The organism is Antribacter sp. NEAU-D49 (assembly GCF_057158775.1).
Genome location: NZ_JBXTSN010000003.1, coordinates 291,865 through 308,254, shown reverse-complemented (window position 1 = coordinate 308,254; position 16,390 = coordinate 291,865). Strand labels below are relative to the sequence as shown.

General features: G+C 71.5%; 15 protein-coding genes. 7 read left to right on the top strand and 8 right to left on the bottom strand.

Features of this window, described 5'->3' with window-relative positions; all coding sequences use genetic code 11:
- Positions 1 to 101: 101 nt before the first annotated feature.
- The 6 genes from AC060K_RS04765 to AC060K_RS04740 form a co-directional block, all read right to left on the bottom strand.
- The gene (locus AC060K_RS04765; protein WP_483764309.1) at positions 102 to 596 is read right to left on the bottom strand and encodes a GNAT family N-acetyltransferase; all 495 of its coding nucleotides are present in this window, start codon (positions 594 to 596) and stop codon (positions 102 to 104) included.
- Between the two features lie 51 nt (positions 597 to 647).
- Complete coding sequence (locus AC060K_RS04760) at positions 648 to 1,001, bottom strand: GntR family transcriptional regulator (RefSeq protein WP_483764308.1); 354 nt, start codon at positions 999 to 1,001, stop codon at positions 648 to 650.
- 33 nt (positions 1,002 to 1,034) lie between these two features.
- On the bottom strand, positions 1,035 to 1,439 hold the full coding sequence (locus tag AC060K_RS04755; protein WP_483764307.1) for a RidA family protein: 405 nt from the start codon (positions 1,437 to 1,439) through the stop codon (positions 1,035 to 1,037).
- 50 nt (positions 1,440 to 1,489) lie between these two features.
- The gene (locus AC060K_RS04750; protein WP_483764306.1) at positions 1,490 to 2,443 is read right to left on the bottom strand and encodes an aldo/keto reductase; all 954 of its coding nucleotides are present in this window, start codon (positions 2,441 to 2,443) and stop codon (positions 1,490 to 1,492) included.
- A gap of 91 nt (positions 2,444 to 2,534) precedes the next feature.
- Positions 2,535 to 3,398, bottom strand: coding sequence for a carbohydrate kinase family protein (locus tag AC060K_RS04745; RefSeq protein WP_483764305.1), 864 nt, complete (start codon positions 3,396 to 3,398; stop codon positions 2,535 to 2,537).
- Positions 3,399 to 3,531: 133 nt separating this feature from the next.
- Positions 3,532 to 3,936 (bottom strand): hypothetical protein, encoded by a 405-nt coding sequence (locus AC060K_RS04740; protein WP_483764304.1) that lies wholly within the window; start codon positions 3,934 to 3,936, stop codon positions 3,532 to 3,534.
- 165 nt (positions 3,937 to 4,101) lie between these two features.
- On the opposite strand from AC060K_RS04740, the gene AC060K_RS04735 reads away from it, so the two are divergent.
- From AC060K_RS04735 to clpX, 5 genes are all read left to right on the top strand, one after another.
- Positions 4,102 to 5,007 (top strand): hypothetical protein, encoded by a 906-nt coding sequence (locus AC060K_RS04735; RefSeq protein WP_483764303.1) that lies wholly within the window; start codon positions 4,102 to 4,104, stop codon positions 5,005 to 5,007.
- Between the two features lie 154 nt (positions 5,008 to 5,161).
- Complete coding sequence (gene tig, locus AC060K_RS04730; protein ID WP_483764302.1) at positions 5,162 to 6,517, top strand: trigger factor; 1,356 nt, start codon at positions 5,162 to 5,164, stop codon at positions 6,515 to 6,517.
- A gap of 178 nt (positions 6,518 to 6,695) precedes the next feature.
- Positions 6,696 to 7,334, top strand: coding sequence for an ATP-dependent Clp protease proteolytic subunit (locus AC060K_RS04725; protein ID WP_483764301.1), 639 nt, complete (start codon positions 6,696 to 6,698; stop codon positions 7,332 to 7,334).
- 45 nt (positions 7,335 to 7,379) lie between these two features.
- On the top strand, positions 7,380 to 8,105 hold the full coding sequence (locus tag AC060K_RS04720) for an ATP-dependent Clp protease proteolytic subunit (protein ID WP_483764300.1): 726 nt from the start codon (positions 7,380 to 7,382) through the stop codon (positions 8,103 to 8,105).
- A gap of 250 nt (positions 8,106 to 8,355) precedes the next feature.
- A complete protein-coding gene (gene clpX, locus AC060K_RS04715; protein WP_483764299.1) occupies positions 8,356 to 9,648 on the top strand; it encodes an ATP-dependent Clp protease ATP-binding subunit ClpX in 1,293 nt (430 codons plus the stop codon).
- 88 nt (positions 9,649 to 9,736) lie between these two features.
- Here the strand turns inward: clpX and AC060K_RS04710 are convergent, their stop codons facing one another.
- Complete coding sequence (locus AC060K_RS04710; protein WP_483764298.1) at positions 9,737 to 11,587, bottom strand: AMP-dependent synthetase/ligase; 1,851 nt, start codon at positions 11,585 to 11,587, stop codon at positions 9,737 to 9,739.
- A gap of 152 nt (positions 11,588 to 11,739) precedes the next feature.
- Here AC060K_RS04710 and AC060K_RS04705 point away from each other — a divergent pair, with 152 nt between their 5' ends.
- Together AC060K_RS04705 and AC060K_RS04700 are read left to right on the top strand one after the other, a co-directional pair.
- Positions 11,740 to 12,075 (top strand): chorismate mutase, encoded by a 336-nt coding sequence (locus AC060K_RS04705; RefSeq protein ID WP_483764297.1) that lies wholly within the window; start codon positions 11,740 to 11,742, stop codon positions 12,073 to 12,075.
- 185 nt (positions 12,076 to 12,260) lie between these two features.
- Positions 12,261 to 13,460, top strand: coding sequence for a baeRF2 domain-containing protein (locus tag AC060K_RS04700; protein WP_483764296.1), 1,200 nt, complete (start codon positions 12,261 to 12,263; stop codon positions 13,458 to 13,460).
- A gap of 128 nt (positions 13,461 to 13,588) precedes the next feature.
- Here the strand turns inward: AC060K_RS04700 and valS are convergent, their stop codons facing one another.
- A complete protein-coding gene (valS, locus tag AC060K_RS04695; protein ID WP_483764295.1) occupies positions 13,589 to 16,345 on the bottom strand; it encodes a valine--tRNA ligase in 2,757 nt (918 codons plus the stop codon).
- Positions 16,346 to 16,390: the final 45 nt, after the last annotated feature.

Here is a 16,390-nt window from a genome sequence, read left to right as displayed (position 1 = left end):
CCCGCCGGCTGGGCCCCCCCGTTGCCCGGGCGTGTGGGGCGTTTCCGGGGCAGCCCGGGCGGCCGATCATCCGACGAACTGCCGGTCACGGCGGCGAGGAGTCAGAGCTCCCGGTAGTAGTGCACCACCGGCAGCGCGGTGAACCCGCTCGCCTCGTACATCGCTCGGGCTGGCGCGTGCCCGTCGTCGCCGCCGGTCCAGACGTCGGCGTACGAACAGCCGGCGTCGCGCATCAGCTCCAGGGCGGCGTCCAGCAGCCGTCGGCCGACGCCCTGGCGTTGCGCGTCCGGGTCGACGGCGATCATCTCCAGGGCCCCCGCGAGGGTCCCCTCGTCGTCGGGCGTGCCGATGACGACGACGGCGAACCCGACGACCGTGCCGCCCGCGTCCGCCACGATCGTCCGGTCGGCGTGCTGGGCGCAGGTGGTCCGGACTGTCTCCGACTGGCTCTGCCGCCAGTCGGGGTAGGTGAGGCCGTACAGGCGGGAGCCGAGGATCGAGCGCCACGCGCGGAAGGCCGGCTCCCAGGCCCGCAGGGAGAGGTCCACCACGGGCTCGAGGTCAGCGGGGCGAAAGGTGCGAAGCGCGACAGACACGGCCGTGACGGTATCCGCCGCGTGCCCGTCGTTCCACGCATTAAGACCGTGTCAGCGCCGCAGCGCCGCCTCGGCGATCCGCAGCGCCTCGTCCGCGTCGAGGCCGAGCGCGTGGACGGTCGCCGCGTAGGTCGCCGCGGCCCGCTGCGCCTCCGCGCGGGACCGGTCGCCCGCCGCGCTGACGAACGTCCCCTGCCGACCGCGCGTCTCCACGAGGCCGGCGGCCTCGAGCTCCTTGTAGGAGCGTGCGACCGTGTTCACCGCCAGCCCGAGCTCGGCCGCGAGCGCCCGCACCGTCGGCAGCCGGGTCCCGACGGGGAGGGTCCCGTCGCCGACCTGGCGCGCGATGCCCAGGCGTACCTGCTCGAACGGCGGGACGGGGGAGTCGGCGTCGATGGTGATCACGTGGCCCACGGTAGGCCGTCGGCCCGCGTGACGTCAGTCGCGCAGCGCCGCTGTGAGGTCCACCTCGACGAGCTGTCCGGGGAATCCGAGGCAGGTGACGCCGAGGAGGGTGCTCGCGGTGGTGAAGGCGTCGCCCAGGACCGACGCGGTCAGCCGGTCCCACACGGTCGCCAGGTCGGCGCGGTCCGTGGTCACCACGTAGACGACCGAGCGGACGACGTCCGCGGGCGTGGCACCGACGGCGGCCAGGGCCGCCAGCGCGTTGGCGGCGACCTGGTCGGCCTGCGCCGCGAGGTCGCCCGGGCCGACGACGGTGCCCGCCGCGTCGAGCGGGCACTGTCCGGCGAGGTGCGCGGTCCGTCCGGCCTCGACGACGGTGACGTGGTGGTACGTGGGGGTGGCGTGCAGGCCTTCGGGGTGGATCCGCGTGATGGTCATGGCACCACCTTCCCGACGTGACGCGCGTCGTGGCCAGCGGTTATCTGCGCTCAGGCCGCGTCCAGCACCGCCCGGAGGTCGTCGGGCAGCTCGAGGCGCATGGCGTCGAGCGCGGACGCGAGCTGGTCGGGCTTGCTGCCGCCGAGGATGGGCCGGATCGCCGGCGTGGAGCCCGCGAGCCACGCGAGCACCACCTGCCCGCGGGTCGCGCCGAGCTCGGCGGCCACCTTGTCGAGCGCCGCGAGCCGCCGGGTGGTGCCGGGGTGGTCGTGGGCGTCGGGGATCGCCTTGGCGGGGTTGTCGTACGCGCCGCTGAGCAGGGGCGTGTACGCCCAGGTCTCGAGCCCCGCGACGGCGGCGAGGTCCAGGTGCTCGTCGGTCAGCATGCCGAAGCGGTGCCCCTGGCCGGCCGGAAGCTCGAACGGGCGCGGGTGCAGGTAGCTGTACGAGTGCTGCAGCGCCGACCACGGCGCGCGGCCCTGGCGGATCGCGTGCTGACGCGCTCGCTCCACCAGCCAGGCGGGGTGGTTCGACGCCCCGAGGCGATGGGCGAGGCCCTCCTCGACGAGCTCCGCCATGGCGTCCGCCGTCTCCTCGACGGGGACGGCGCGGTCCTCGACGTGCGCCCAGGCCAGGTCCACGTGGTCGGTCCCGAGCCGCCGCAGGCTGCCCTCGAGCTGGGTCCGGATCGCGTCCCGGCTCAGCCCGGTGCCCGACGACGGGTCAGCCGCGTCGACCGGCTCCGCCCCGAACTTCGTGGAGATGAGCACGCGGTCGCGCATGCCGGGCCGGGCGGCCAGCCACCGGCCGAGCACGGCCTCGCTCTGCCCGCCGTAGCCGGTGTCCGAGAGCCAGAAGCTGTAGCAGTCGGCGGTGTCGAGCCAGCGGCCTCCGGCGTCGACGAACTGGTCGAGGAGCGCGAACGACGTGGCCTCGTCGACCAGGGTGCCGAACACCATGGTGCCGAGCACGAGACGTTCTGTCGGAGCAGGGGTCGTGGACATGGTTCCTCCGCGGGGTCTGGGTGTGCTCCCACGCTAGGAGGGCATCGGTCTGGTAGCACGGTCCAATCGGGCGGGCCAGGACCAGACCGATTCAGTCCAGCAGGGGGCTCAGGTGGACCGAGCCCAGCGCCCGCACCGCCTGGCGCGCACCCGCCCGCAGACAGCCCGCCGTCCCCTCGCCCCGGAGGTGCGCCGCGAGGAACCCCGCGAAGAACGCGTCGCCGGCCCCGTTGGTGTCCACCACGTCGGCGGCGTCGGCGGGGCACTCGGACCAGCCGTCCTGCGTCAGCGCCACGGCTCCGCGGGCGCCCAGCGTGCACACCACCGTCGTCGCACCGCGTTCGAGGAGCGAGGTCATGAGCGCGCGGTGGTCCGGCGTGCCGTCGTCGTTCAGGAAGACGAACGAGGCCGCGTCGGCGAAGGGCCGGTGGAACTCGGCCGCGCCGTCGTAGTCGTGGAGGTCGGTCCAGAGCGTGGCGCCGCTCGCACGGGCCGCCGGGAGCGCGTCGAGCCCGGCCTGGCTCAGGTCCAGCACGACGTGCGCGGCGCCGTCGAGCGCGCCCGGCTGCAGCCCGCGCCCGCCGGCCGTCGTCGACAGGTAGACGGAGACGCGCTCGCCGGCGTCGGTCATCAGGTTGAGGTGCTGCTCGGACGGGCCGGGCACCTCCTCGGCGGAGACGGTGAGCCGCCCGGGCGCGGCGTCGCGTGCCCGCCGGAGCGCGTCGGTGATCAGGCTGGCCTCCGGATCCGTCCCGACGGTGGTCGCCAGGGTCGTCGCCACGCCGAGCCCGGCGAGGTGCAGCGCCTTCCCGGCGCTGGTGCCGCCCAGGGTCCGCACCGTCCCGCGGGCGAAGACGGTGTGCGGGCGCGGTTCCGGCAGGCGGTCCAGGCGGACGAGGGTGTTCCAGGACACGGGTCCGACGACGACGACGTCGGAGGTCTGAGAGGTCTCCACGGCGAGAACTCTTCCACCTGGCCGCCCGGGGCCGGCGACCAGGTAGCTGTTCCCCGAATCGCCTCGACCAGGCATGCGTTCCCCTTCTCCGCTGCAGGCGGGGAACAGCTACCTGCTCGCGGGGCCCGGCCGCTCAGCGGGTAGCGGCCGGGCCCGTCCTGGCGACGAGGCCGGCGACCAGAAGCCGCGCCGGGAGCTCGTCGAGCGTGACGACCGGGACGCCGGCTCGGGCGAGCGAGGCGACGTCGTGCGTGCCGTCGTCGTCCGTGGTGAAGCAGACCACCGCGGCACCCGTCGCGCGCAGGCAGGCGACGAGGAGCAGGACGTCGACGTCGGCCGCGGGCGGGAGCTCGACCGCGACGGCCTCGAGGGGGCCGGTCAGGTGCAGCAGCGACCCCACCGTCGTGGCGGTGCCCGCCACGTCGAGCCGCTGCTCGGTGCCCAGGACGGCGGCAGCCCGGGCGGCGGTGACCAGGTCGCGGGCGACGACCCCGACCGTCACGGTGCGCGAGCGTGCTCCGGTGTCGGTCTGCTGCACGGCGCCACCATCCCCTGATCGATACCACACCCGGCGATAGCGAGGTACCTCGCGCGCGTGGTTTCACCTATGGTGATGGCCAACGCTACGGTCGCTATGTCGCACGGCGGTCGCACGGACCGGTTGGTGCACGGTTCGCACGATCGGTCGTGGGGGGAGGACGGTTTGCCGGACGGGGCGCACAAGGCTGCGCGGTACCTCGAGGAGCTGCTCACGCAGCCCGGCCCGTACCGTCGCCTCTGGCAGTCGCGGGCCACCAGGCTGCGCGGCACGGAGATCAACCACCGGGCGGTGTGCCGCGTGCTGGCGCCGGTCGTGTGGGCCGAAGGCCTCGAGATCTCGGAGGACTCCCTCAAGGATCGCGTCTCCCGCGCCCTGCGGGGCGACGTCCTCAGCACGCAGACGCTGACGTGGTTCGTGGAGGCGTTCGGCTTCGCCCAGCACGAGACCGAGAAGCTGTGGGCGCTGCTCCTCGGTTCGTCGCCGCGTCGCCGGGTCGTGGCGGGGAGCGCGCGGGCGCCACGAGGGAACCCCGAGCTCAGCGGGATCGAGCGGTACCGGTCGGTGACCGTGCACGAGACGCACCGGGTCGGCGCCGACGGCATCCCCCTGGACCACCGCACGAGCCAGGTCATCGAGGCGCTCGTCGACGGCACGGACCGTTACCTCTTCCGGTTCGACACCACGGACGTGGAGATCCAGGTGCTGCGCGGTGGCACCGCGACCGACCTCTACCGGCTCGACGAGCACTTCCACGCCGTCGACATCCTGCTGCGCCGGCCGCTTGCGTCGGGGGAGACGGCCTCCCTGGAGTACGTCACGTCGTTCCGGTACCCCGAGCCGCCACCCCCGGTGTACCGGCGGGCCGTGTTCCGGCGGCTGGAGAGCCTGCGCATGCAGGTCGAGTTCCACCCCGACCGCGTGCCCGGCCGCGTGTGGTGGGCGGAGTGGGACGACCTGGACGGTGACCCGGTGAGCCGCGAGGAGATCGAGCTCGACGACGAGCTCACCGCGCACCGCTTCCTGTCCGTGACCGAGCGGGCGATCGTCGGGTTCACCTGGGCCTGGTGACACCGTTCGGCGCATCCGGGCGCTGGGCGTACCATGGACGGGTTGCCCGTACGCCTGTCGTACGCACCCACATCCGCGCCGCACCGGTGATCCCGGCCCACGCCGCTACTGCCACGAAGCGTGCGCACCACCGACCATTCTGGAGACCATCGAAGTGAAGAGCGCCGTCGAGACCCTGGACCCCACCAAGGTCAAGCTGACCGTCGAGGTGGAGTACGACGAGCTCAAGCCGAGCATCGACCACGCCTACAAGCACATCGCGGAGCAGGTGAACGTCCCCGGCTTCCGCAAGGGCAAGGTCCCGCCGCGCATCGTCGAGCAGCGTGTCGGCTGGGGCGCCATCATCGAGCACGCCGTGAACGACGGGCTGTCGGGCTTCTACCGCCAGGCCGCGTCCGAGGCGAGCCTGCGCCCGCTCGGCCAGCCCCAGGTCGAGGTCACGGAGATCCCGGCGAAGGCCGGCGAGGGCCAGCTGAAGTTCACGGCCGAGGTCGAGGTGCGCCCGGAGATCGAGATCCCCGAGCTCGCGGGTCTCGACGTGGCCGTGGACTCCACCGCCGTGACCGAGGACGACGTGAACGAGCGCCTCGAGGCGCTGCGTGAGCGCTTCGGCACGCTGGTCGGCGTCGACCGTCCGGCCGCCGAGGGCGACTACGTCGTCATCGACCTCAAGGCCGTCATCGGCGACGAGGAGGTCGACTCCGTGTCCGGCGTCTCCTACCAGATCGGCTCGGGCAACATGCTCGAGGGTCTGGACGAGGCGCTGACCGGCCTGTCGGCCGGCGAGACCACCACGTTCAGCGCGCCCCTGGCCGGGGGCGAGCACGAGGGCAAGGACGCGGACGTCACCGTCACGGCCACCTCGGTCAAGCAGCGTGACCTGCCCGAGGCGGACGACGACTTCGCCCAGCTCGCCTCGGAGTTCGACACGCTGGCCGAGCTGAAGGACGACCTGCGCGCGCAGGTGGCCTCCGCCAAGACGTCGAACCAGGCCGTCCTGGCCCGGGACGCGCTCCTGGAGAAGCTCCTCTCCTCCGTCGAGATCCCCGTCCCGTCGGGCGTGGTCGAGGCCGAGGTGCACCGTCACCTCGAGTCCGAGGGCCGCCTCGAGGACGACGAGCACCGCGCCGAGGTGACCGTCGACGCCACCAAGGCCGTGCAGAACCAGATCCTCCTGGACACCCTGGCCGAGAAGCTCGAGGTCAAGGTGGCCCAGGGCGAGCTCATCGAGTACCTGGTGAGCGCCTCCCGCCAGTACGGCATGGAGCCGGGCGAGTTCATCTCGACCCTGGACCAGAACGGCCAGATCCCGGCCATGGTCGGCGAGGTCGCGCGCTCCAAGGCCCTGGCCGTCGCGCTGCGCCAGGTCGACGTGAAGGACGCCGACGGCAACGTCGTCGACCTGAGCGAGTTCATCGGCTCGGACGAGGACGACAAGGCCGCGGAGGCCCTCGAGGCCGCCGTCGCCGAGGCCTCGGACGCCGCTGAGGCGGAGTCCGCCAAGGCCTGAGCGCCCTGTCTGACAGCCGGACGCCCGCCTTCTCCGGAGGGCGGGCGTCCGCTGTTTTTCGCGCAGGGCAGCGCCGATGCGCTGTCGGCGAAAAGCAGGTGCACCAGGGAGTTCCGGCAGGGCCCTGCACGTTAGGGTCGAGCGAAACACAAAGACTGAACGAGCCTGAACCGAGGAGATGGACGTGAACGATCTGCTGCGGATGGACGCCGGGCCGGTGGCGCGGGCCGATGGGCCTGCCTTCGGACTCAACGACTCCATCTACAACCGGCTCCTCAAGGAGCGCATCATCTGGCTCGGGTCGGAGGTGCGTGACGAGAACGCCAACGCCATCTGCGCGCAGATGATGCTCCTCGCGGCCGAGGACCCCGACAAGGACATCTACCTGTACATCAACTCGCCGGGTGGGTCCATCACGGCGGGCATGGCGATCTACGACACCATGCAGTACATCCAGCCCGACGTCGCGACCGTGGCGATGGGCATGGCGGCGTCGATGGGGCAGTTCCTGCTGTCGTCCGGCGCCAAGGGCAAGCGGTACGCCACGCCCCACGCCCGCGTCATGATGCACCAGCCCTCGGGCGGCATCGGCGGTACGGCGACCGACGTGCGCATCAACGCGCAGCTCATCATGCACATGAAGCAGGTGCTCGCCCAGCTGACGGCCGAGCAGACCGGGCAGCCGCTCGAGAAGATCCTCAAGGACAACGACCGGGACAGCTGGTTCACGGCGCCGGAGGCCCTCGAGTACGGGTTCATCGACCACGTCGTCACCAACGCCTCGTCGGTCGCGGGCGGCGGCGGCACGGGTTCCTGACCGGTACCGGATCGCAGACACACCCAGATCTTCCGAGGAGACACCGTGAGCCCTGAAGCCCAGTTCGTCGCCGCCGCGCAGCGCCTTGCCGGCAACTACGCCCGTCCCGGGAGCGGCTACGGCCTGCCGTTCTCCGGCGGGGCCGCCCCGTCCAGCCGTTACGTGCTGCCCCAGTTCGAGGAGCGCACGGCCTACGGCTTCAAGCGGCAGGACCCGTACACCAAGCTGTTCGAGGACCGCATCATCTTCCTGGGTGTCCAGGTCGACGACGCGTCCGCGGACGACGTGATGGCCCAGCTCCTGGTCCTGGAGAGCCAGGACCCGGACCGCGACATCATCCTGTACATCAACTCGCCCGGTGGTTCGTTCACGGCCATGACGGCGCTGTACGACACGATGATGTTCATCAAGCCGCAGGTGCAGACCGTGTGCCTCGGCCAGGCGGCCTCCGCCGCCGCGGTGCTGCTCGCGGCCGGCCAGCCGGGCAAGCGCCTGGCCCTGCCGAACGCGCGCGTGCTGATCCACCAGCCGGCGATGGAGGGTGGCGGCTACGCCCAGGCGTCCGACATCGAGATTCACGCCAACGAGCTGATCCGCATGCGCGAGTGGCTCGAGGACACGCTGGCGGCTCACTCCGGCCGAACGGTGGAGCAGGTCCGCGACGACATCGAGCGCGACAAGATCCTCACCGCCGCCCAGGCCAAGGACTACGGCCTGGTCGACCAGGTGCTGGAGAGCCGTAAGGCAGCGGTCGCGGTCGCTCCGCGCTGAGCGGGCCGACGGCCCCTCTCCCGGTCGCAGAACGCCGGAGCCCGCCCCCGACGAGGTGGTGTGCTCCGGCGTCCTGCATCCAGGGTGCGGAGATCGCGACAAAGTGCTGTGATGTGGGGGAAAACAGACGTGAGCGACCCACCGGGGCGTCCTACTGACAACGGGCCCGTCGTGGTGTGGAATGGATGGTGGGAACGTCCACCGGCGGCGCGAGCGCATCCGGTCGGGCACTGAGGCGAGGAGACGGGTAGTGGCGCGAATCGGTGACGGCGCGGACCTGCTGAAGTGCAACTTCTGCGGTAAGTCGCAGAAGCAGGTCAAGAAGCTCATCGCCGGCCCAGGCGTGTACATCTGTGACGAGTGCATCGAGCTGTGCAACGAGATCATCGAGGAGGAGCTCAGCGAAGCTGCGGAGCTCGGCCTCACCGACCTCCCCAAGCCGCGCGAGATCTTCGACTTCCTCGAGCAGTACATCATCGGCCAGGACTCGGCGAAGAAGGCCCTGTCCGTGGCCGTCTACAACCATTACAAGCGGATCCAGGCGGGTGAGCTCGCCCGGCCCTCGAGCCCGGGGTCCGACGACGGGGACCACGTCGAGATCGCCAAGTCGAACATCCTGCTCATCGGCCCCACGGGGACGGGCAAGACGTACCTGGCGCAGACCCTGGCGAAGATGCTCAACGTGCCGTTCGCCATTGCCGACGCCACCGCGCTGACCGAGGCGGGCTACGTGGGTGAGGACGTGGAGAACATCCTCCTCAAGCTCATCCAGGCGGCGGACTACGACGTCAAGAAGGCCGAGACGGGCATCATCTACATCGACGAGGTCGACAAGGTGGCTCGCAAGGCGGAGAACCCGTCGATCACCCGTGACGTCTCGGGTGAGGGCGTCCAGCAGGCGCTCCTCAAGATCATCGAGGGCACCACGGCCTCGGTGCCTCCCCAGGGCGGGCGCAAGCACCCGCACCAGGAGTTCATCCAGATCGACACCACGAACGTGCTGTTCATCGTGGCGGGGGCTTTTGCCGGGCTGGACGACATCGTGGCAGCCCGCTCGCGCAAGCGCGGGGTGGGGTTCAGCGCCCCGATGGAGACGGGGGGCACGGAGAACCTCTTCGCCGAGGTCCGGCCCGAGGACCTGCAGAAGTACGGCCTCATCCCCGAGTTCATCGGCCGTCTCCCCGTCATCGCGTCGGTCGCGCCGCTGGACCGTGGTGCGCTCGTGCAGATCCTGACGGAACCCCGCAACGCGCTGGTGAAGCAGTACCAGCGCATGTTCCAGATCGACGGCGTCGACCTGGAGTTCGACGAGGGCGCCGTCGAAGCGATCGCCGAGCAGGCCCTGCTCCGCGGCACCGGCGCGCGCGGTCTGCGCGCCATCATGGAAGAGGTGCTGCAACAGGTCATGTTCGACGTGCCGAGCCGCGACGACGTCGAGCGGGTGGTCATCAACCGCGAGGTCGTGCTGGAGAACGTCAATCCTACCCTCGTGCCGCGCACCAGCCCCGTCCGGGGCCGGCAGCCGCGCGAGAAGAGCGCCTGAGGCGCCGGGCGGAACCGCGAAGCACCAGCTGATCGAAGGAGGCCCCGGGCACCATCGCCCGGGGCCTCCTTCGTGGTCGCGCCTCGGTCTACTGCGAGCCGACGGCGGAGAACGGGCTGGTCGTCGAAGCTGCCGGTCCGCCGGCGTACAGGGCGTCGATGGTCGGGGCGAAGTCGGCGATCACCTTGGCGCGCTTCACCTTGATCGACGGCGTGAGGTAGCCGTTCGCCTCCGTGAAGTCACCCTCCAGCACGGCGATCTTGCGGATCGACTCCGCCTTGGAGACGGCCTGGTTGGCGTGGTTCACGGCCTGGTCGAGCGCCGCGAGGACGGTGGGGTGCATGCGGGCCTCTGCGACGGAGAGCGGCGGCAGCCCGTTGGTGGCGCACCAGCCGGGCAGCATCTCGGCGTCGAGCGTCACGAGCGCGCCGATGAACGGGCGCTGGTCGCCGACCACGACGACCTGGCTGACGATCGGGTGCGCCCGGAGCCGGTCCTCGAGCTGGGCGGGCGCCACGTTCTTGCCGCCTGCCGTGACGATGATCTCCTTCTTGCGGCCCGTGATCCGCAGGTTGCCCCGCTCGTCCAGGCTGCCGAGGTCACCGGTCCGGAACCAGCCGCCGTCGAGCACCTCGGCCGTGAGCTCCGGCTGGTTGAGGTACCCGTGGAAGATGTGCGGGCCTGCGAGCAGGATCTCCCCGTCGTCGGCGAGCCGGACGGCCGTGCCGAAGAACGCCGGGCCCACGGTGCCCATGGCGACCCGGCCGGGCAGGTTCACCGCGGTGGGCGCCGTCGTCTCGGTGAGCCCGTAGCCTTCGAGGATCGTCACGCCGACGCCGCGGAAGAAGTGGCCCAGGCGCTCGCCGAGCGGGGCGCCACCTGACACCGCCCACCTGAGGTCGCCGCCCAGGGCGGTCCGCAGGTTCGAGAACACCAGGCGGTCGGCGACGCCGTGCTGGGTGCGGAGCCACCAGCCGGGGCCCGAGGCGGAGTCGAGCGCCCGGGAGTAGTCGCCCGCCACGCGGGCGGCCCACGTGAAGATGCGGTTCTTCACGCCGGAGCCGGCCTTCTGCTCGGCGCTGTTGTAGACCTTCTCGAAGACGCGGGGGACGGCCAGCAGGAACGTCGGCCGGAACGACCCCAGGTCGGGCACCAGGTTCTTGACGTCGGGGGAGTGGCCCAGCACTGCGCTGCCGCCGATGACGGCAACCTCGACGAAGCGCGCGAACACGTGCGCGAGCGGTAGGAAGAGCAGCGTGCGCGCGCCCGGCGTGCCCAGCAGCTCGGGGATCCCGGAGGCGGCGTTCATCGTCAGGTGCGCGAAGTTGCCGTGCGACAGGACGGCGCCCTTGGGGCGGCCCGTGGAACCGGACGTGTAGATGATGGTGGCGATGTCGTCACGGCGGACGGCGTCGCGCCGTTCGGAGACGGCCATGGGCGACAGGTGGGTGCCGCGGTCTCGCAGGTTCGTCAGCGCGCCGTCGTCGATGAGCATGACGTCCTCGAGCATGGGCAGGCCGTGCCGCCACGCCTGGTTCACCACCTCGGCGTGCTGGGCGGTCTCGACGAACGCCAGGCGGACGCCCGCGTCGCCCAGGATCCAGTGCACCTGCTCGGCCGACGACGTCTCGTACACCGGCACGGGGATGCCGCCGACAGCCCAGATCGCGAAGTCGAGCAGCGTCCACTCGTAGCGGGTGCGGGACATGATCGCGATGCGGTCGCCCGGGTTCACGCCGCGGGCGACGAGCCCACGGGCGAGGCCGAACACCTCTTCCTCGAAGGCACGGGCCGTGACGGGGACCCACGGGCCGGTCGGGCTGTCCCGGCGCTCGATGAGGACCTGCTCACCAGACCTGGCGACACGTTCCCGCAGGATCGTGTTGATGCTGGTGCTCTCAGGCACCTCCACGAGGGCCGGCGAGGAGGCGAAGGTCATGTGGATGGTCTCCCGTGGTGTCGTACGTCCGTTGTACGGCGCCCTGCGGCGATGAGCCGGTCCCCTGCGCGCCAGTGAGGACTGTACCCCGGACGATGGTGTCCTCCTGGAATCCGGCGGCCGCCCAGGGTCGGCCGGGATAGCCTCGTGACATGACCAACCCCGGCACCGTGCCGCCCGCGATCCACCGTCTGCGTGCCAGCATCGACAACATCGACGCCGCGCTGATGCACCTCCTCGCCGAGCGTTTCAAGCTCACGCGCGAGGTCGGCGAGCTCAAGGCGGTCGGGGGTCTCCCGCCGGCCGACCCGGCCCGTGACCAGCAGCAGATCGACCGCCTGACGCGCATCGCGGCGGACGCGGGCCTCGACCCGGAGTTCGCCGTCCAGTTCCGCCAGTTCATCGTGAGCGAGGTCATCCGCCACCACGAGCGGATCGCGCGCGAGCACGCGGACGGAAACCTCCCACAGCTGGACACCTATGCATGAAGAGAATGAGTGCCTGGGTGCGCGTCGCGATGGCGGCTTTACCTGTGTGAGGCGAGTCACGGTCGTCGGGCAATGGATCTCCCACGAACCCTCACGCCCAGGGGTGGCGGCGTACCCCGATCCGACCGACCCTGGAGGGACACCCCGGGGCCGGTGGTCCCGGTGGAAGCAGACCGGAGGTGCGTATGAAGATCGACTGGCTGCACCCGCTCCTCGGCCATCCCGGCCCGTTCGCGACCCTCTTCCTGGACGCCACGCCGGCGGCCGAGGCGGGGGACCGCGACGTTGCCAACAGGTGGCGAGCGGTGCGCAAGTCCCTCGCCCAGCAGGGCGCACCCGAGGGCGTCCTCGACGCCATCGAGGAGGTGGTGCTGCGGCCGCTGTGGCCGCGGGGCCTCCACGGCAGGGTCGTCATCGCCGACGACACCGGCGTTCTCGTGGACCGGCCGGTGAAGAGCCCGCCGGCCGTCGCGTCGGGCAGCTGGGGGCCGGTACCGGCCCTCCTCCAGGCGGCTCTCGCCGCCGACGAGTCCGTCGAGCTGCTGTGCGTCGCCGTCGACCGGCAGGGCGCAGACTTCCTGCGGTCCGGCGTGGCGGGCAAGGAGCGCTGGTCGTACGAGGCGCCGCACGACGAGATCAACAAGACCAGCTCCACCGGCTCCAGCCGTTCGAACATCGAGGCGCGTGCCGAGGACTCCTGGGAACGCAACGCGGAGGCGATGGCGGCCGAGATCGGCCGTCAGGTCGCCGAGAGCAAGCCCGAGCTGGTGATCCTCACCGGTGACGTGCGCGCCGTACCGCTCGTCCGGGCGGAGCTGGCCCGGCCCGTGGCCGACCGCGTGGTCGAGGTCGCGGGCGGAGGCCGCAACGGCGGCGTGCGCGCCGCGTCCTTCGACGAGCACGTGGAGGACGCCCTCGACAGCTACCGGGAACGGCGGCGGGAGCAGGTGCTCGCCGAGCTGCGGCAGGGCCTCGGCCGTGAGACGGGCGCGGTCACCTCGGTGGACGACGTGGTCGCGGTCCTCGCCCGCGGCCAGGTCAAGGAGCTGGTGCTCGCCGAGGAGCTCGGCAGCGGCGAGCTCGGCGCCGACACCACCGGGAACGGGCGGCTCGACGGACGCACCCTGTGGATCGGGCCGGACCCCCTGCACATCGCGGGCACGCGTGGAGAGCTCGAGGACCTCGGGGTCACCGAGGGGCTCGAGGAGCTGCCGGCCGCGATCGCGCTCGTCCGGGCCGCGATCGGCGAGGATGCGGGGCTGACCTTCGCGCCCGAGGGCTCGGTGGACCTGATCGACGGGGTCGGGGCCACGTTGCGCTGGCACGACGACTCCACGCCGACCGAGGCGCTGCTGTCGATGTCGGGCGACGACCAGCGCCGCTGAGAGCCCTCACGCCGAGACAGTGCGTTCGTCCGACGACGTGACTGTCTCGGCAGCCGGGCCGGATGCACGACGACGCCCGGGTCACCTTCCGTGGGGAAGGCGCCCGGGCGTCGTCGTGCTCGTCGCTGTCAGCCCTTCTTGCGGGCTTCCGGCTCGCCGAGCTCGCTGCTCGTGACCACGATGCCGCCCTGGACGGCGGCGTCGCCCTGGCCCTCGGCCGCCTCGGTGAGTGCGAGCTCACCGGTGACGCGACCGGCAGCCTTGACGTCGTCGATCGCCGCGGTCACCCCGGCGAGCGCCGAGGCCGGCACGGCCAGCGCGGCGCCCAGGATCGGCGTGCGCATCGAGACCTTGGCCTCCGACTTCACCTTGCGCAGCGCCGCGAGTGCGTGGCCGGCGGCCGCGAGGTCACCTGCGTACGCGTCGCCGGCGACGGCGCGGAGGGGCAGCGGGTCCGGCCAGGGGGCGCGGTGGACCGACCCCTCGCGCCACCAGGACCAGACCTCTTCCGTGGCGAAGGGGATGAACGGCGCCAGGAGGCGCAGCATCACGTCGAGCGCGATCGCCAGGGCGGTGCGGGCCGACTCCGTCTCGGGGGAGACCTCGCTCGCCTCTGCCCCGGCGCCGTAGGCGCGGTCCTTGACGAGCTCGAGATAGTCGTCGCAGAACGTCCAGAAGAACGTCTCCGTGACCTCGAGGGCGCGGGTGTGGTCGTACGTCTCCAGCGCCTGCGTGGCCTGCTCCACGACCGCCGCGAGACCGGCGAGCATGGCGCGGTCGAGCGGCTGCGTCACCTTGGCGCCGTCGAGCTCGATGACCGAGCCCGCCCCGCCGCCGAAGGAGAGCGCGAACTTGGACGCGTTGAGCACCTTGATCGCGAGGCGGCGGCCGATCTTCATCTGGCCCACCTCGAAGGCGGCGTCCGTGCCGAGGCGCGCCGCTGCGGCCCAGTAGCGCACCGCGTCGGAACCGTGCTCCACGAGCAGGTCCATGGGCGTCACCACGTTGCCCTTGGACTTGGACATCTTCTTGCGGTCGGGGTCCAGGATCCAGCCGCTGATGGCGGCGTTCTTCCAGGGCAGCACGCCGTTCTCGAGGTGCGCGCGCACCACGGTGGCGAAGAGCCACGTGCGGATGATGTCCTGGCCCTGGGGGCGCAGGTCCATCGGGAAGACGCGTGCGAACAGGTCCTCGTCGCGCTCCCAGCCGCCGACGATCTGCGGCGTGAGCGACGACGTGGCCCACGTGTCCATCACGTCTGCGTCGCCGACGAAGCCGCCGGGCACGCCCCGCTGGTCGTCGGTGTAGCCGGCGGGAGCCTGCGACGTGGGGTCGACCGGGAGCTCAGCCTCCGACGGCACGATCGGGTTGTCGTGGTCCACCTCGCCCGATGGCAGCACCGGGTACCAGAGCGGGATCGCGACGCCGAAGAAGCGCTGGCGGCTGATCAGCCAGTCGCCGTTGAGGCCACCCACCCAGTTCTCGTAACGCACGCGCATGAAGTCGGGGTGGAAGTCGAGCTCCTTGCCGCGGGCCAGGAGCTCCTCGCGGAGGCCGCTGTCGCGGCCGCCGTTCCGGATGTACCACTGGCGCGAGGTCACGATCTCGAGGGGCTTGTCGCCCTTCTCGTAGAAGTTCGCCTTGCGCTGCGTGGCCACGGGCTCGCCGTCCAGGTCGCCCGACTCCCGCAGGGCGTCCACGATCGCGGTACGCGCGGAGAACGTGGTCTTCCCGGCCACCGACTCCTCGAACAGGGCACGGCCGGAGGAGTCGGCAAGCCACTCCGGTGTCTCGGTGGTGATGCGGCCGTCGCGCTGCACCACCGAGCGCGTGGGCAGCTGCAGCTCGCGCCACCACTGCACGTCGGTGAGGTCGCCGAAGGTGCAGCACATCGCGATGCCGGCGCCCTTGTCGGGCTCTGCCGCCGAGTGGGCGAGCACCGGGATCTCCACGCCGAACAGGGGCGACGTCACGGTGGTGCCGAAGAGGTGCTGGTATCGCTCGTCGTCCGGGTGCGCGATGAGGGCCGCCGCCGCCGGGATCAGCTCCGGGCGGGTGGTCTCGATGTAGACCTTCTCGCCGTCAGGACGGTGGAAGGCCACCTTGTGGAAGAAGCCCGGATAGTCGCGCGCCTCGAGCTCCGCCTGCGCCACCGCCGTCTGGAACGTCACGTCCCACAGGCCGGGCGCCTCGGCCTGGTACGCCTCGCCGCGCGAGAGGTTGCGCAGGAAGGCGCGCTGGGCGGTGGCGCGGGAGGTGGCGTCGATGGTCTGGTACGTCTGTGCCCAGTCGACCGACAGGCCGAGACGGCGCCACAGCTCCTCGAAGAGCCGCTCGTCGTCCGCCGTGAGGCGCTCGCACAGCTCGATGAAGTTGCGCCGGCTCACCGGCACCTGGTCGCCCGGCTTGACGTTCTTGCCGTCCGTGCCCTGGTGCGGCGGTTCGAAACCCTCCACGTAGGGGAGCGAGGGGTCGCAGCGCACGCCGAAGTAGTTCTGGACCCGGCGCTCGGTGGGCAGCCCGTTGTCGTCCCAGCCCATCGGGTAGAACACCTCGAGGCCGCGCATGCGCTTGTAGCGCGCCACCACGTCGGTGTGCGTGTAGCTGAAGACGTGGCCCACGTGGAGCGAGCCCGACACCGTGGGCGGCGGGGTGTCGATCGAGAACACCTGCTCGCGGCTCTTGGACCGGTCGAACGCGAAGGTCCTGTCCTGCGTCCAGCGCTCGTCGTAGCGCTCCTCGAGGCCGTCCAGGCTCACCTTCTCGGGTACCTCCCGGACCACCGCACGCACGACGTCGGCACCCGCTACAGAGGGCGCGGGAGGGTTCGTGGCGGAGGTGGTCGTCGGGGCGTCCGCGGGCCCCGGGGAGGTGGGAGTGCTCATGGGTCCAAGTGTCCCAGATCCGCGCAACCTCTCCGGCACCTTTTC

Excerpts from the sequence above, each read along its gene's own strand:
- AC060K_RS04750 (WP_483764306.1), bottom strand. The coding sequence starts at position 2,443 with ATGTCCACGACCCCTGCTCCGACAGAACGTCTCGTGCTCGGCACCATG.
- AC060K_RS04705 (WP_483764297.1), top strand. The coding sequence starts at position 11,740 with ATGACCAACCCCGGCACCGTGCCGCCCGCGATCCACCGTCTGCGTGCC.
- AC060K_RS04725 (WP_483764301.1), top strand. The coding sequence starts at position 6,696 with ATGGACGTGAACGATCTGCTGCGGATGGACGCCGGGCCGGTGGCGCGG.
- valS (WP_483764295.1), bottom strand. The coding sequence starts at position 16,345 with ATGAGCACTCCCACCTCCCCGGGGCCCGCGGACGCCCCGACGACCACC.
- AC060K_RS04755 (WP_483764307.1), bottom strand. The coding sequence starts at position 1,439 with ATGACCATCACGCGGATCCACCCCGAAGGCCTGCACGCCACCCCCACG.
- AC060K_RS04710 (WP_483764298.1), bottom strand. The coding sequence starts at position 11,587 with ATGACCTTCGCCTCCTCGCCGGCCCTCGTGGAGGTGCCTGAGAGCACC.
- AC060K_RS04700 (WP_483764296.1), top strand. The coding sequence starts at position 12,261 with ATGAAGATCGACTGGCTGCACCCGCTCCTCGGCCATCCCGGCCCGTTC.